The sequence below is a fragment of the Lysinibacillus sp. Y5S-8 genome, from assembly GCF_036894365.1.
GTDB classification, from domain to species: domain Bacteria; phylum Bacillota; class Bacilli; order Bacillales_A; family Planococcaceae; genus Lysinibacillus; species Lysinibacillus fusiformis_D.
This window is the reverse complement of the sequence record NZ_CP145889.1, coordinates 3,918,880-3,933,769: the sequence shown is the minus strand read 5'-3', so window position 1 is coordinate 3,933,769 and position 14,890 is coordinate 3,918,880. Positions and strand designations below refer to the sequence as shown.

The 14,890-nt window shown below is 35.3% G+C and carries 15 protein-coding genes, 2 tRNA genes and 1 pseudogene; 14 read left to right on the top strand and 4 right to left on the bottom strand.

Features of this window, described 5'->3' with window-relative positions; all coding sequences use genetic code 11:
• Positions 1-8 precede the first annotated feature (8 nt).
• The 3 genes from V6670_RS19230 to V6670_RS19220 all read left to right on the top strand — a co-directional run bounded on the left by V6670_RS19230 (position 9) and on the right by V6670_RS19220 (position 654).
• Positions 9-82: transfer RNA gene (locus tag V6670_RS19230), tRNA-Cys, on the top strand.
• Between the two features lie 46 nt (positions 83-128).
• Positions 129-209 (top strand) — tRNA-Leu (locus tag V6670_RS19225).
• 205 nt (positions 210-414) lie between these two features.
• Positions 415-654 (top strand): hypothetical protein, encoded by a 240-nt coding sequence (locus V6670_RS19220; RefSeq protein ID WP_141904864.1) that lies wholly within the window; start codon positions 415-417, stop codon positions 652-654.
• A 272-nt stretch (positions 655-926) separates the two neighbouring features.
• On the opposite strand, the gene V6670_RS19215 is transcribed toward V6670_RS19220, so the two are convergent.
• Both V6670_RS19215 and V6670_RS19210 read right to left on the bottom strand, forming a co-directional pair.
• Positions 927-1,853 carry a GHKL domain-containing protein gene (locus V6670_RS19215; protein WP_141904865.1) on the bottom strand — a complete coding sequence of 309 codons (927 nt, stop codon included), beginning with the start codon at positions 1,851-1,853 and terminating at the stop codon, positions 927-929.
• Between the two features lie 254 nt (positions 1,854-2,107).
• Entirely contained in the window at positions 2,108-2,821 is a 714-nt protein-coding gene (locus V6670_RS19210; protein WP_141904866.1) for a LytTR family DNA-binding domain-containing protein, read from the bottom strand.
• A 376-nt stretch (positions 2,822-3,197) separates the two neighbouring features.
• On the opposite strand from V6670_RS19210, the gene V6670_RS19205 reads away from it, so the two are divergent.
• The 8 genes from V6670_RS19205 to V6670_RS19170 all read left to right on the top strand — a co-directional run bounded on the left by V6670_RS19205 (position 3,198) and on the right by V6670_RS19170 (position 9,677).
• Positions 3,198-3,935 (top strand): ATP-binding cassette domain-containing protein, encoded by a 738-nt coding sequence (locus tag V6670_RS19205; RefSeq protein WP_141904867.1) that lies wholly within the window; start codon positions 3,198-3,200, stop codon positions 3,933-3,935.
• Complete coding sequence (locus V6670_RS19200) at positions 3,919-4,707, top strand: ABC transporter permease (RefSeq protein WP_338651875.1); 789 nt, start codon at positions 3,919-3,921, stop codon at positions 4,705-4,707. The genes V6670_RS19205 and V6670_RS19200 overlap by 17 nt, the downstream gene beginning before the upstream one ends.
• Positions 4,707-5,426, top strand: a complete 720-nt coding sequence (locus tag V6670_RS19195; RefSeq protein ID WP_141904869.1) for an ABC transporter permease — start codon at positions 4,707-4,709, stop codon at positions 5,424-5,426. The genes V6670_RS19200 and V6670_RS19195 overlap by 1 nt, the downstream gene beginning before the upstream one ends.
• Before the next feature lie 194 nt (positions 5,427-5,620).
• Positions 5,621-5,809, top strand: coding sequence for a hypothetical protein (locus V6670_RS19190; RefSeq protein ID WP_141904870.1), 189 nt, complete (start codon positions 5,621-5,623; stop codon positions 5,807-5,809).
• Positions 5,810-5,826: 17 nt separating this feature from the next.
• Positions 5,827-6,651, top strand: a complete 825-nt coding sequence (locus tag V6670_RS19185) for a phosphotransferase (protein ID WP_141904975.1) — start codon at positions 5,827-5,829, stop codon at positions 6,649-6,651.
• A 117-nt stretch (positions 6,652-6,768) separates the two neighbouring features.
• The gene (locus tag V6670_RS19180; protein ID WP_141904871.1) at positions 6,769-7,800 is read left to right on the top strand and encodes an ABC transporter permease; all 1,032 of its coding nucleotides are present in this window, start codon (positions 6,769-6,771) and stop codon (positions 7,798-7,800) included.
• 2 nt (positions 7,801-7,802) lie between these two features.
• Positions 7,803-8,492, top strand: coding sequence for an ABC transporter ATP-binding protein (locus V6670_RS19175; protein WP_141904872.1), 690 nt, complete (start codon positions 7,803-7,805; stop codon positions 8,490-8,492).
• Positions 8,493-8,591: 99 nt separating this feature from the next.
• Positions 8,592-9,677 carry an S-layer homology domain-containing protein gene (locus V6670_RS19170; RefSeq protein ID WP_141904873.1) on the top strand — a complete coding sequence of 362 codons (1,086 nt, stop codon included), beginning with the start codon at positions 8,592-8,594 and terminating at the stop codon, positions 9,675-9,677.
• A 40-nt stretch (positions 9,678-9,717) separates the two neighbouring features.
• Here V6670_RS19170 and V6670_RS19165 read toward each other — a convergent pair whose 3' ends face one another.
• A complete protein-coding gene (locus tag V6670_RS19165; protein ID WP_141904874.1) occupies positions 9,718-10,464 on the bottom strand; it encodes an arylamine N-acetyltransferase in 747 nt (248 codons plus the stop codon).
• Between the two features lie 186 nt (positions 10,465-10,650).
• Between V6670_RS19165 and nagB the strand changes: the two genes are divergently transcribed.
• The 3 genes and pseudogenes from nagB (at position 10,651) to V6670_RS19150 (ending at position 12,984) form a co-directional block, all read left to right on the top strand.
• The gene (nagB, locus tag V6670_RS19160; RefSeq protein ID WP_141904875.1) at positions 10,651-11,364 is read left to right on the top strand and encodes a glucosamine-6-phosphate deaminase; all 714 of its coding nucleotides are present in this window, start codon (positions 10,651-10,653) and stop codon (positions 11,362-11,364) included.
• Positions 11,365-11,714: 350 nt separating this feature from the next.
• Positions 11,715-12,620 carry an LD-carboxypeptidase gene (locus V6670_RS19155; RefSeq protein WP_141904876.1) on the top strand — a complete coding sequence of 302 codons (906 nt, stop codon included), beginning with the start codon at positions 11,715-11,717 and terminating at the stop codon, positions 12,618-12,620.
• A gap of 6 nt (positions 12,621-12,626) precedes the next feature.
• Positions 12,627-12,984: pseudogene (locus tag V6670_RS19150) on the top strand (cytidine deaminase).
• Between the two features lie 176 nt (positions 12,985-13,160).
• Here V6670_RS19150 and V6670_RS19145 read toward each other — a convergent pair.
• A complete protein-coding gene (locus tag V6670_RS19145; protein ID WP_141904877.1) occupies positions 13,161-14,747 on the bottom strand; it encodes a catalase in 1,587 nt (528 codons plus the stop codon).
• Positions 14,748-14,890 lie beyond the last annotated feature (143 nt).

Genomic DNA, 14,890 nt, shown 5'->3' with positions numbered 1-14,890 from the left:
ACTTCGATGGCGGCATAGCCAAGTGGTAAGGCACAGGTCTGCAACACCTTTATCACCGGTTCAAATCCGGTTGCCGCCTCCATATTTTAATTCGAATCGGTGTATCCGATTTTTTTTATCTCCATTATGCCGGTGTGGCGGAATTGGCAGACGCGCACGACTCAAAATCGTGTTCCTTTGGAGTGTCGGTTCGACCCCGACCACCGGTATCACTAGATTAATTTACGTTACGATTAAAAAGTTAAGAAAGCTCATAAACCTTGATATAACAGGGTTTATGAGCTTTTTGCATTGTTGATAATACGATAGAAAACGATAAGAATTGATTTTGTTTTACACAAGCTGTTATCCAAAAAGGGTTTTATGAAAGGTTGTAGAATTCTTTTAAATAATATGTTCTAAAGGGGGATGAAGATGGAGTTTAAGGATTATTTGATGCAGGAGTATAATATTAGCGAAAGTTCTGCAAAGGACTATGTAGGGCGTTTTAACGGTATTATCAATAGAGGATTGTATAATGGAGAAGATAAAATGACTAACACTCTAAAAGAAGCTATTGAAAAAGAATTTCCTAATTCAAAAAAACATTATTCCCTTACACTTGAAAGGTATATTAAATATAAAAAAGAGAATAAACTAAAAGCTCACGTGTAGAAAAACAAACGTAAGCTTATGACGAATTAGTTATACTTGTGCAATAGGAGATGTTAATCACTACTTATTATACATTTCTGTAAAAGTTTCGAATGCTATTTGATCATTTTCTTCAATTCTTTCTTTTAGAATGTGTGCATTTCGTTGAAAAACGGGTATTGAATACATATAACACTAGCTTCTCCTCCATTGATACAGCCTCCTATAAACAGAATATTTCTAGTTTGTAAAATTTGGAGAATTTTGGATAAAAGTGTTCATTCCATTCTACTTTAGCTGTTACATTCATCTTCTTTTTCATATACATTGAGTAAAAGTATACTTACGATATACTGATTATCTTGAATCCATTGATTATAAATTCCACCATGCTCTTCTACAATTCTTTTCACATTTTTAATTCCTATTCCCTCGAATTGTCTATTCTTTCGAGTTTGAAGCTCCGCAGTATCAAATACATTTGAAATTTCTATAAGTAGGTTCTGATCAAATTGTTTGATAAGAAGTGAAATTTCTTTTTCTTTAGAATTTGATAAACGTAAGACTGCGTTTATAGAATTATCTATTAAATTACCTAGCACAACTGCAAAAATATCAGTATCTAATTTAATCCTTTCAGGAAAGAAAGATTTAACGTTTAAAGTTATTCCATTGCTTTCAGCAATAGATATTTTTTCATTCAGAAGATAATTTAGCACGTAGTTATTTGTAAAATAATAATCAATGTGTTCGATTTTCTGTATCGAATTTTGAAGATATTTTTCAGCTCCAGCAGTATCTCCCTGACTTAACATACCCATTAGAACTACGTATTGATTTTTTAAGTCGTGCTTTATTGAATATAGTTTAGATTGTGAATCCTTTAGTTGTTTGAAAAATTTCAATTCTGATTCAAATACTTTTTTTTGCGTTTTAGTTTTTTCAAGCTTCTCATAATAATTTCCGAGGGTTATATAAAGATATAGTATGCATAAATTCATATAAATTATAAAAATAGCAATCAATATAAAGATAAAATTAGGTTGATTAATAATATGAATTTCAGATACTCCAGCAGTGCTTAACACAAATATCGATATCATTGGTATAGAAATTATTGCCATTAAGAGAAAAACATTTATAGGTCTCTTTAATTTACGCTTTTGAAGAAAGATAATTTTAAGAACAGCTACAGCCATTAGTTTTAAAATAATAGCCATACCTCCCCCTCCAGCTATAAAGAGAAAATTTGAATCATAACTTTCTAATTGTAATACCATTTTCGTAATAAAAAACGAAACAGAATCACAGATTAAAAACGTAAATAGTAAATAAATTACCCAAAAGAACTCTTTTCTCAAATCTATCTGAGTCCTCTTTGCGATAACTAAAAACAATAAAGCAGTGAAGGTGATATTGATCAGTATATAAGGAAAATTGTTAAAGTTGAATAATGTAACGATAGTGTCATTCATTATATTAAGTCTCTTAACTTCATCAAAATTTGTTTTCTGGCACTATCTATAAATTTACGACTTATTGGTATTTCAACAGTATTCTTATCATTTAATTTGGCGGTAATTGTATTATTGCTAATTTGTTTTACATATCTAACATTAACAATAAACGAGTTGTGGACCTGCACAAAATTATCATTAACTTTGGATAAAAGGTCTTTCGTTTGAAGAATCGTTTCATATATATCAGAGGGTGTGTGAATAAGTACTTTCCTTTTATTTTTTTCAAAGTAAATAATTTCGCCAAAAGAAATACTGTAAAAAACTTTGTTAAATGTAAACATAAATTTTGAATCATCTAAATCTAAATATTTAATAGCGCGATTCAAAGTAGGATATAGTTTGTCTTTTGTTACTGGTTTTAAAATGTAATCAAAAGTGTTCACCTTAAAAGCCTTCTCCATATATTCTTTGAAATTTGTAATAAAGATAATTGGACAATTATAATTATTCTTTCTAATGGTCTCGGCAATCACTATTCCCGATAGATTTGGAAACTCAAAATCTAAAATAAATAAATCATATGTATTTTCTTTAAGTAATTCAATTAAACGAAATGGATTGTAGAATATATCAATATCAAATAACGAGGAGTCATATTCTAACATTAAATCTTCAATAGCTTTTGCAATAACTGGAACATCATCACAAATAGCAACTTTTATTACCATGGTTTCACTCCTAAATTCTTACTATATTTGTCCTAGACAGAAACTTGAGACATTCTTGTTATTTTTATAGTTTACCACCATTCAGAAAGAAGTTGTAAAATACTTAGCCACTTCTACCATTCAACCATCTTCCAAAACCAGTTTAATTAGACATTTTTATTATTAGAAAAGATCCTATTCTCTCTATCCAATCATTAGACTAGGATAGAAATAATGTCAAAAATTACATATAACTTGCAGTTTGTTACACAAAAGAAAAAAAGTTTGAAAATAGATTATTATTAAAACAAATATTTTTAGTTATCTGAAACCATTAACGATGTTAAGTTCCTATTTGTTTAATTAATACTAATTTATTTCAAAGGAGATATTTATATTGACGAATACTACAAACAATATTGTTATATCACAATTATGTAAGCGACATGGAGAAAAAGATATTTTAAAAGATGTGTCATTTGAAGCGAAACAAGGGAGAATAACAGCTTTCCTTGGACCAAATGGTGCAGGAAAAAGCTCAACACTTCGTATTTTGTTAGGGCTTGATCGTTCAACAGGAACGGCAACTTTTGGTGGAAGTAACTATGCAACATTTAATACTCCATTGAAAGTGGTAGGAGCAGCATTTGACGGTATAGGTGGTACTCCTTCTAGAAGGGTAAAAACCCATCTGAAAATCATAGCACAAAGCAACAGCATTTCTTTGGGGCGTGTGTCCGATGTATTGAAAATAGTCGGTTTATCAGAAAAAAGCAAAGCTAGGCTGGGAACTTTATCATTGGGTGAAGGGCAACGTCTTGGACTTGCAGTAGCTATTTTGGGAGACCCTCAATATATTGTTCTTGATGAACCAACCAATGGACTTGATCCAACAGGAATTCGCTGGTTTAGAAAATTTATTCGTCACCAATCAGAAATGGGAAAGACTATTTTGTTGTCATCACATCTTCTTTCTGAAGTGGAAGCTGTGGCAGACGATGTAGTTATTATTAATCATGGAAAAGTAATAGCCACTGGTGAACTTCAGCATGTTATGAAAGATCTGGAATCATTGGAAGATGTATTCTTTTCTCTTACAGAAGAAGGTGAAGCAAAAGATGAAGACTTTTTCTAGAACCATACGATTTGAACTGATAAAGATTTATTCAAGTAGAGTGTGGTGGGTAATTTGTGCTTTAGTTGTGGTTATTCAACCATTATTTGCACTAATCTCAGCAAAAAGCTTCGCTGAGATGGGTTTAGACGCGACATCAGAAACTCACCCGGAATTAGTAGAAGCCTTACCTCCATTGGATTATTTGGGATTTGATGCAGTGCTTTTTGGGTTATTACCGATGGTTGTCTTTGGAGGAATTTTAGGGGCAAGTGAATATAAACATCATATATTACGTACAACTTTACTATGTCAAAGTAGTCGTATTAAAGTTTTCGGTGCGAAAGTACTTGCACTTTTAATATGTAGTACATTAATATCGTCTTTAACAATTTTTGCTACTATTTCTATTACGCATTTGGGTTTGGGGGAACTAGGATTACATCCATTTTATTTAAGTACAGTAGCTTGGCGGTTTATTGGCTTTTCAGTGCTGGATTGGATTTTACTAACAATACTTTCTTTTGGGATCGGAATGCTCTTTAGAAATGCTATAGTACCTTTAGTATTTTTGATTCCTCAGGTTTACAATCTTGGGAATTATTTAGCGCAAAAATGGGGATGGGGAGAGTATCTTCCTGTAGCAGCAGGTAATCTTCTCATTGCAATACCAACAGACCCTTTTGAACATGATCCATTAAAAGGCGGTATCGTACTGCTGATATGGGTGATATTAACTTTAATCACATCTTATTATGCTTTTATTCGTAATGATGTAGGAGGAAAATATTGATGTATGCTGCGTTGCGTAGTGAGAAAACTAAATTTTTTTCTTTTGGTTGGTGTACTTTAGGTGTAATCGGAGCTATTATCGTTCCCTTACTCTTCTTATTAACATCCGATACACCAAAGATAGGGAGAGAGAAGGAGATACTTTCTCTTTGCTTGCAAGCCCTCTATTTGGGTCAACTGGGGATTATTGTTGCAAGTGCAGGTCATTTTGGACAAGAATATTCGCACTCTGCTCTAAGAACAACACTTCTCACACAACCATCAAGATTAAAATTATTATGTGCGAAATTTGTGAATATTACCATAATTATTGTGTTTACGGGAATAGTTTCAAGTGTACTTAGTTTACTTGTTCTTTTTTTTCAACATGATATGGAATGGACAGGTACTTTAATGATACGGTTACTTGGAAGTATTTCTCTTGGCATACTTAGTTGGATTCAATTAGCTTGGATTACCTCTGCCTTATCTATTATGACAAAATCGCTTATAGCACCTATCGCTATCATGTTCCCGCTTATTTTGGGACTTAGCCAAATGTTGTTTACAATTTCTCAGTGGGCAAAATTTTTACCTACTCTTGCTACATTGAATCTTTTTTCAATACCTGCTTTAAATACCTTATTGGATAAATGGTCGGGGCTAGCGGTTCAATTTTCTTGGGTAGTAATAGTATTTACTATTTCTGCTGGGTTGTTTTTAAATCGTAATGTTCGTTAATTTGGTATAGATTTGATTCTATTAATAAAGTGCAATTATACAGAGCTTTTTTCTTATTTGAACTTCCATGAAAGAACTTAATCATCTTTCATTTTCTGTGGTGAAGAGCTTATTTTTGCGCTTCATGGATGGCTAACGTGGCAGGATAGTTAAAGAAAAATATATGATATACTTAATTTACTAAATATTCGAAAATGAAAAAAGAGGTTTTAGAGGATAATCAGTCGAAGCGTTTTTATGAGAGATTGGGTGCTAGATTAGAAAAAACGGAAAAGATTAATATAGGAAATAAAGACTTAGACTTATTAATTTATGTGTGGAGTAATATAGATCCTGTTCTTTATCAAACTAGAGGAAAAAGAAATGCTGATGAAAATAAGTAGCATTGGTGGTGAAAATTTTGCATCCCATACAACGAAATGAAATACCTAAAGACATAGTTGAGTATGTTGGAGGAGTTATCCATATTTATTTTCCAAGACAAGGACATACATCGGATGTAGGGATTCTTAATTCTAAAAGAGGAATATTCGTTTTAAAAAGAACAAAAGGAAAACAATTTTGTTCCTGGTTAACGAAAGAAGCAACTGTCCTTAAACATTTATCAAAATCTACATTACCAGTTCCAACGTTGCATTATTTTATTGAACAATCATTAGAAAATCAGTCATGGGCTTTAATGGCATATTTAGAAGGAGACACCGTTAGAAGTGCACTAGAAAATGAGATTAAAGAGGAAAACAGACATGAAATAATATTTAATTTTGGAAAGATCCTTTCTGCCATTCATTCAACCCGATGTCCACAAGAGTTAGTAAAAAACACACCATGGATAGACGATATGTTGGGACAGGCTGAGTTTAATTTGAAAAATTTTAAAGTAGATGGCACTCCAAAATTATTAGATAAATTGAAAAGGAAAAAACTAAAAATCATTCAGCAAACATTTATACACGGTGATTTCACAATTGACAATGTTCTTGTACAGAATAGAAAAATTTCAGGAGTTATCGATTGGAGTGCTGGAGCATTAGGTGATCCACGATATGATGTTGCTCTGGCGGTACGCCCTAAAGCACATGTATTTGAAACAGAACAAGACAAACAGATATTCTATGAAGGGTACGGCGTTAAGTTAATAGACCAAAATGAATACAATTACTTTAAAAATGGATTATATGAATTTTTTTTAATTAAAAATAGTTTAAACCGTTCTATAGGATAAAAAACTTCCTTTATAGATCGGTTTTTTATTTTCCCGTTCATTTTTAATGATTAGTTCATGCTCTGTTCATGTAAACATTTTAAGCTATGAGTAATCAAAGAAATGGAGGGGTTAGTAATGAATCTTGCATGGAAAGAGATAAAGAAGAATAAAGTACGGTTTTTAATCTTGGGCTCCATTATCTTCCTAGTTAGTTTTTTAACGTTTATTATTTCGGGTTTGGCAAATGGTCTATCGCAGGATAATGCAGCTTTAATTAAAGATTTACCGAAAGGACAAATTTACATGGCTGAAGATGCAGAGGGGGCGTTTAATCTTTCGAGAATTGATAGCGATCTTCAACAGGAAGTCATGGGGAAAGAGAAAGAAGCAGTAGCTTTTTCGATTCAAATGGGCTTTTTAAATGATCAAGACGATAAACAGCAGAGTGTTGCCTTTGTTACATCTACCGAGTCCAGATTGTTTCAAAATGTGCATCAAGGGGAGGTACTGTTAGATAGCTCGTTACAGGATAAAGGAATCAAAGTCGGAGATACATTAAAGAATAATCAATACAATGGTGAGTTCATCGTTAAAGGCTTTGTGGAGCAAAAGAAATATAGCCACGCACCTGTCGCTTATATTAGTGAAGAGGCCTATCACGAGATGTATCGTGTAAAGGACAAACAGTTAATTTATGTACCAAATAGCGAGCCAAAAGAGTTTAAAGGGCTACAAGCATACAACAATAAAGAATTTCTCAATACAATTCCCAGCTATAGTGCGGAACAGCTATCTTTAAATATGATTATATGGTTCTTAGTTGTCATTAGTGGCATGTTATTCGCCATTTTCTTCTATATGATGAATGTGCAAAAAATTGGTTTGTATGGCATCTTAAAAGCAATTGGTTTAAAAACAAGTACGTTGTTTAAAATGATCTGGACACAGATGGCTATTATTACTATGATCTCACTTGTCATATCCATTAGCCTTAGCCAGTTATTTAATGTTGTTGCACCTAAGGGAATGCCTTTCACCTTAGCAATTGGCACTACAACACAGTTATCCATTGTGTTTCTTATCATTGGCTTTATCGGAGCTACATTGTCGGGTCTACAAATTAAAAAAATTGAACCGTTACAAGCCATACAACAAGGGGAGGCATAATCATGACATTGTTTACAATTGATGAAGTGCGAAAAACGTTTAAAAATGGTGAAGTGGAGGAGGAAATTTTAAAAGGTATCAATCTTTCGTTAAAAGAGGGGGAGATTACTGCATTGGTAGGTGCGTCTGGTTCAGGGAAAAGTACACTGTTAACGATAGCTGCGGGACTACAGCCAGCAACAGATGGGCAAGTGTTTTTCGAAGAACAAAATCTTACAACGATGAGCACTGAGCAGGTACGGAAATTACGTGCAAGTAAATTTGGCTTTGTCTTTCAGTTTGCGCATCTCGTACCATTTCTGACAGTGGAGGAGCAGCTGCTGTTAATGCTAGATGTTGCTGAGTCTCGGTTAAAGAAGTACGAACAGCAGCATGAAGTGAAGCATCTACTACAATTAGTTGGAATGGCTCATCGTAAAACGGCTTATCCTTCCTCCTTATCAGGTGGAGAAAAGCAGCGTGTAGCAATCGCACGTGCCATCATTCATCAACCAAAAGTATTGTTTGCTGATGAACCAACAGCTAGTTTAGACTCCCAGCGTTCTAAAGAAATTATGCTGTTGCTAAGAGAATTAACGAAAACATTAAAGATTACAACATTAATGGTGACACATGATGAAGAAATGCTCGCCTATGCTGATCGTATTATTAAAATGAGCGATGGGCTTGTGTTACCAAATGCTATGTACTAATTGGAAATACCACAATCATATCTTTTATGGTTGTGGTATTTTCATATGAAGAGTAAAAATTGACTTAGATGGGTAAAGAATCGAAGGAGGAGGGATAATGTGAAGAACCTATTGAAAATTATATGTTTAATCCTTATAACTGTTTGTCTATTACCTAAGGAAGTACGGGCAGCAAGCTTTAAAGATTTAACTGATGAGACATTATTAACAGAAATTGATTATTTAGTAGAGCAGGATATTGTGAGGGGTTATTCAAATACTCTGTTCAAGCCGAACGAAAAAGTTACGAAAGCACAGGTTGCTGTGATGTTAACTCGTGCTCTAGGATTAAATACAATCAATATAAAAAATCCTAATTTTCAGGATGTAACGACTGCACATAAGTATTATAAAGAAATTGCTGCGGTACAAAATGCGGGCATTTTTAATGCAGTCGATAAATTCCATCCAGATGCAATGATGACAAGAGGACAAATGGCTATTGTACTGCACAGAGCCTTTCAATTAAAGGGCTCAGATCCTTATTATTTTTCGGATGTAACGGAGCAGACACCAGGCTATAAAGAGATTTTAACATTGGCTCATAATCATTTAATAAGAGGTTATGAGGATGGAGCATTTAAACCAAATGAGCCTGTTACACGTGCTCACTTTTCAGCATTTTTGGCACGAGCGATGACTCTGACTAAGCCTGATTTGCTAAAAGATCCTGCTTTTGTTTATACGTATGCTCATTATTCTTTAAGTGATAATCAACGCTATACGTTAAACTATCAATATGACCATCATGACGGTAAAAATGATGTATGGACAGTCCAAAATGTAAGTACAGCACAAACATTTCCTAATGAACTGTTATATGGACATGACCGTATATATGGTCAAGCTATTGCTAGTGATGCTACCACACATTATGATTTGTATTTGGAACTACCACTAAGACTAGGTGTCATTTTACATGAGGATGACGAGGGAGTGACGTCTGGTGTACGAGTGACAGTTAAAACGACTAACGGTACTGTGCAAGCTGGTGAGGTTCAATATACGGGTGTCGTGATACTTGAAGAAAGATCCATCTATAGTGATGTGGTGAAAACTTATTATTTTGTAGATGGAATTGGTTTAGTGAAAGAGCTACACAATGACATTGTTGTGTTAGAGTTACTAAATCGTACAATGAAATAAATTGAAAGCAAGCCTCTTTTTGAAGTGGCTTGCTTTGTTGTTAGTCTTGTAATGTAATATGAAAAAAACGCTGAAGAGCTTGCAGCCATTCTTTGTCATTTTGTGTAGTATAAATTGTTAAGGATGAACCTTCATAGATTCTAAATTCGTTGTTCATCATAGTATGACGTCCACGAGTAGTGCGAATCATAGCAATTTTATTTTTTTGCTGCGAGAGTCGAGGTGCAAATTTTGCCTCATTTGCATCATCATGAAAACTATAAAGCAAACGCCAATTTTGTTTTGTTTGTTCAAGCAGCATCCAACCATTTGCTTCATCTCGTTCTATTTTATATAACTCTTGGCCTTCACGATGTTGATGTCCTGCAATCAATGGTACTGGCTTACAGGGGGCTAAGGCACCTACCCCTACATCTGAGATATAGGTCTGTCCACCCTCATTTATTAATAAAAGCTGGTGCATAGGAATCGCCTCTGTAGGTGTATCTTCTGCCACGTTACGCCAAAACTGCGCATATCGATTAGTAACAGAGAATCCAAGTTCCCGCAAGAGCCAGCTAAATAAGATATTGAGTTCAAAGCAATTGCCACCACGTCGTTCAACCATTATTTTTTGATATAAATCAGGGATAGCGAAGGAGATACCACGGTTCAAGGCAACATCTAAATTTTCATAGGGAATGGTCAATAGATGTTTCGTTTGTAGTTGTCCAAGTAGTTGTATAGTTGGCTCTAAAGATCCTTGAAATTGAATATGCTGTAAATAGTGATGAATCTGAGAATTCATAAAATCGCCTCACTTCCTTATTAATAACATAACCGAAATAGTCTAAGATTACACGCATAAACTGAAGGAGGAAATGATAGAAAAATAGCTAAATAACTAGTAAGATTAATATATTAGCTACTATAAAGTGAAATATTTTACATATTAGTTAATAATATTGAGGGTAAGGTAGGTATCGTAATTACTATGAAGTGGATAGAAGTAAATACATATGAGGAAATGAGCGAAGTTGCAGCTCATATTTTCTCCAAGCAAATACAAGAGAAACCTAATAGTATTTTAGGGTTAGCAACGGGTGGATCACCTGTTGGTATGTATAAGAAATTAGTGGCAAGACATCAGGCAGGTCATCTATCTTTTAAGGATGTTCAAACTTTTAACTTGGATGAGTATGTAGGTCTTGAGCAAACAAGTCCAGCAAGCTATTGGACTTTCATGCATAAGAATTTATTTAATTTTGTAGATATACAAGAAGAAAATATACATTTGCCAAATGGCAAGGCAGCCGACTTAGCTACCGAATGTCTTGCATATGATGGACGTATTGAGGAAGCAGGAGGCATTGATTTACAGCTGCTTGGAATCGGTGTGAATGGTCACATAGGCTTTAACGAACCAGGCACTTCGTTTGATTCTATGACCAATATAGTTGAGTTAACAGAGTCCACAAGAACAGAAAACGCTATTTACTTTGATGACCCTTCTGAAGTGCCCACACATGCGATTACGATGGGCATTCAATCCATTATGAAGGCAAAGGAAATCGTCCTTATTGCCTTTGGAGAGAAGAAGTTGGATGCAATGGAAAAATTGAAGAGTGGTCATGTGACGGAAGATTTCCCAGCAAGTCAATTATTAAACCATCCTAATGTTACGATTATTTATGGTGGAACAAACTAACAAGAATAAGCAAAGACTTCTTATAATGGAAGTCTTTGCTTATTTGTTTTTCCGGTAGGATAATTTTCATCGAAAAAAAATAAATATTCACCTTGTTCGCACCAAGCAGTATAACACTGTTATTCCAGCAAAAAAGCAACAATAGAAGCAAAAATACCAGCAATCGTTGCTGTCTATTTCCAATGAATAAAGTTTGTGCTAGATAGTGTTTCTGGAAGGTAACTCTATGGCGAGATTATCATGAAGCGATAACTTCTAATATTATGGTTTATTTTAGGCATGAAGCATCGCAATAATCAATGCTCCCATAGTATGGCTATGCTAAAATAAGAAAAAGAGGAGTGATTGCGTTGAAAAGTACAGTACCATATCTACAAAAAGGTGATTTAGTTGGTGTTATTGCCCTTTCAAGTCTTGTAGAGCCTGAAAAGCTAGGAGATGCATTAGCCTTTTTGGACGAATTGGGGCTTCGCTATATTGTAGGAGATACGATCCATGCAAAACATGATTATTTAGCTGGAGATGACGAGACCAGGTTAGCTGATCTGCATGAAATGGTGAAAAACCCTGAAGTGAAAGCGATCTTTTGTGCAAAGGGAGGCTATGGCTCTGCACGAATTGCTGAAAAAGTTGATTATACTTTATTAGAGGAAAACCCTAAAATTTTTTGGGGCTTTTCAGATCTGACATATTTACATTGTGCCATCAATGAATATGCCAACCTAGTGACATTTCATGGCCCTCTGCTTATGGCAGCTAGTAAGATGGATGACTTATCAAAGAAAATGTTTTTACAATTATTTTCCCCGATGGAAATTCAGTATACAGAGGCGATTTCTCCTTTAACAACAATTGCTGGGGGTGTTGCAAGAGGTGAAATTATCGGAGGCAATCTCTATCGTCTTGTCAGCACATTAGGAACGAAATTTGAAGTGCGTACTGAAGGTCGAATTTTATTGATAGAAGAACTAGGTGAAACGATTCCGGGAATTGATTCGATGCTTCAGCAATTAAAACAGGCTAGGAAGTTAGAACAGTTAGCAGGAGTAATCATTGGCTCATTTACACAGACAGGAGCTGATGAAGCGGCATTGCATCTGTTGATGAAGGAGTATTTTGCTGAATTGGGCATTCCGGTTGTGGCTGGCTTTAAGATTGGGCATGAAACGACGAATATTGCCATTCCACTAGGAGTGGATGCTATTTTAGACGCCGAGGAAAAGGTATTGAAAATATTACCTGGCGTACATAAATGATGTAGGATGGATATTGAAAAAACACTATATGAATCGGCAGTAGCATTAGCAGAAAAAAGATATCCCTCTGGCTGGGGAGGAGCTGCAACTTTGTATACTGAAGATGGGCGGATTTTAACAAGTATCGCACCAGAGGTCATGAATGCAAGCCACTGAATTATGTATGGAAACGGGAGCCATTCTAGAGACCCATCAATTCAATACAAAGGTTACACATTCAATTTGTGTTGCTCGAGAAAATGAAAAATCAGAATTTGTAGTACTTACACCATGCGGGTTCTGTCAGGAAAGACTTTTCTATTGGGGAGAGAATGTGAAAGCTGCGATTACGGATGCAAATGGTGAATTAGTATTTAAGTCATGAAAAGAAATTCAACCCTATCATTGGTATAAGGCTTATACATAATTAATTTGGCTATTATGAAAGCCAGATAATTTTAAGACAAAAAGCAAACCCGAGCTACTACAAAACACTAAAGGAGTGTATTGTAAAATAGATCGGGTTTTTCATTGGTTTGTCCCAGCCTATTTTTAACTTAGTTAATATGGCTCGGCATCATGACCTTTATTGATAGCATCTTGAGGTGCTTGATCGCCATCGATATTGCCAAGTGGTTTAGAAGCGGAGGCGTTTTTTCGTGCCTTATGCAAACCTTCTTTGAGTAAACGACCATATTCTTCATCCGCTTCCTCTGCTAGCGCAATCATTGCATTTTGAATATCCTCGTGACAGACTGATAAATCGCGTATTAAGTTTTCAAGAAGTTCATCTCGCTCCCACTGCTCAAAGCTACGGTAAGTTTCGCCAGCTTGCTTAGTATTGCTTTGACGATCGATTGATTCACGAACAAGATTTCCCTCTACATAGGGTGTATGTTCTTTCCCAGCTTGTGTCGCTTCCTTTAAACCATTGAGCATAGATGGCTCATAATTTATATGTGGATTTTGACCGGGAGCCAAATCACGCTTATACATCATTTGCCCACCATGTTGATTGGTAGCAACACGCTTTTTAGGCGCATTAATCGGTAGCTGTAAGTAGTTAGCCCCTACACGATGACGCTGTGTATCGGAGTAAGAGAAAGTACGACCTTGCAGCATTTTATCATCAGAAAAGTCTAAGCCATCAACCAGTACCCCTGTGCCGAATGCGGCCTGTTCCACCTCAGCAAAATAATCCTCAGGATTTTTGTTTAAGACCATTTTGCCAACTGCATACCATGGGAATTGATCGTTGGGCCAAAGCTTTGTATCATCCAATGGATCAAAATCAAGCTCAGGATGTGGACCATCCTCCATTATTTGAACATGTAGCTCCCATTCAGGATATTCACCACGATCGATGGCATCATATAAATCTTGAGTAGCATGATTGAAATTTTTCTGTTGGATTTCTTCTGCTTCTTTTTGTGTTAAATTTTTAATGCCTTGTAGTGGTTCCCAGTGATATTTAACAAGAACCGCATTACCTTCATCATTAACCCATTTATACGTATTGACCCCAGAGCCTTGCATCATACGATAATTAGCTGGAATCCCCCAAGGTGAGTAGACAAAAGTGACCATATGGAAGGTTTCTGGAGAGCTAGCACAAAAGTCAAAGAAGCGTTCGACGCTCTGAATATTAGTAATAGGATCTGGCTTAAAAGCGTGGATCATGTCTGGGAATTTCATGGCATCACGAATAAAGAAGATTTTTAAATTATTGCCCACTAAATCCCAGTTGCCATCCTCTGTATAAAATTTGACTGCAAAGCCTCGTGGATCACGTAAAGTTTCAGGGGAGTGACCGCCGTGTATCACAGTTGAAAAACGCACCAAGACAGGCGTTTTCTTCCCTTTATCCTGAAAGACTTTTGCACGTGTATACTTTGAAATTGGATCATCACCCACAACACCATAAGTTTCAAAATAACCATGTGCACCAGCACCACGAGCATGGACCACTCGTTCAGGAACTCTCTCTCGGTCAAAGTGACTCATCTTTTCTAGAAAATCATAATTTTCAAGTGTTGCAGGACCACGATTACTGATTGTTCGTAAATTTTGATTGTTGGTAATCGGATGGCCCTGTCGATTTGTTAAGGTTGTATCTTGCTCATGTGTTGAATCATTTTGCTGTGTCATAGTATGACCCCTTTCCTATAGATACTTCCATTTTGTCCTTGAATGGGGCAAACTAGACATTCGAATTCATCGACATTTAAACTTGGCATCAATGTGCCATGATTTACTGTTTATGTCTTTAAAAAAATGCTGAATCTACATAA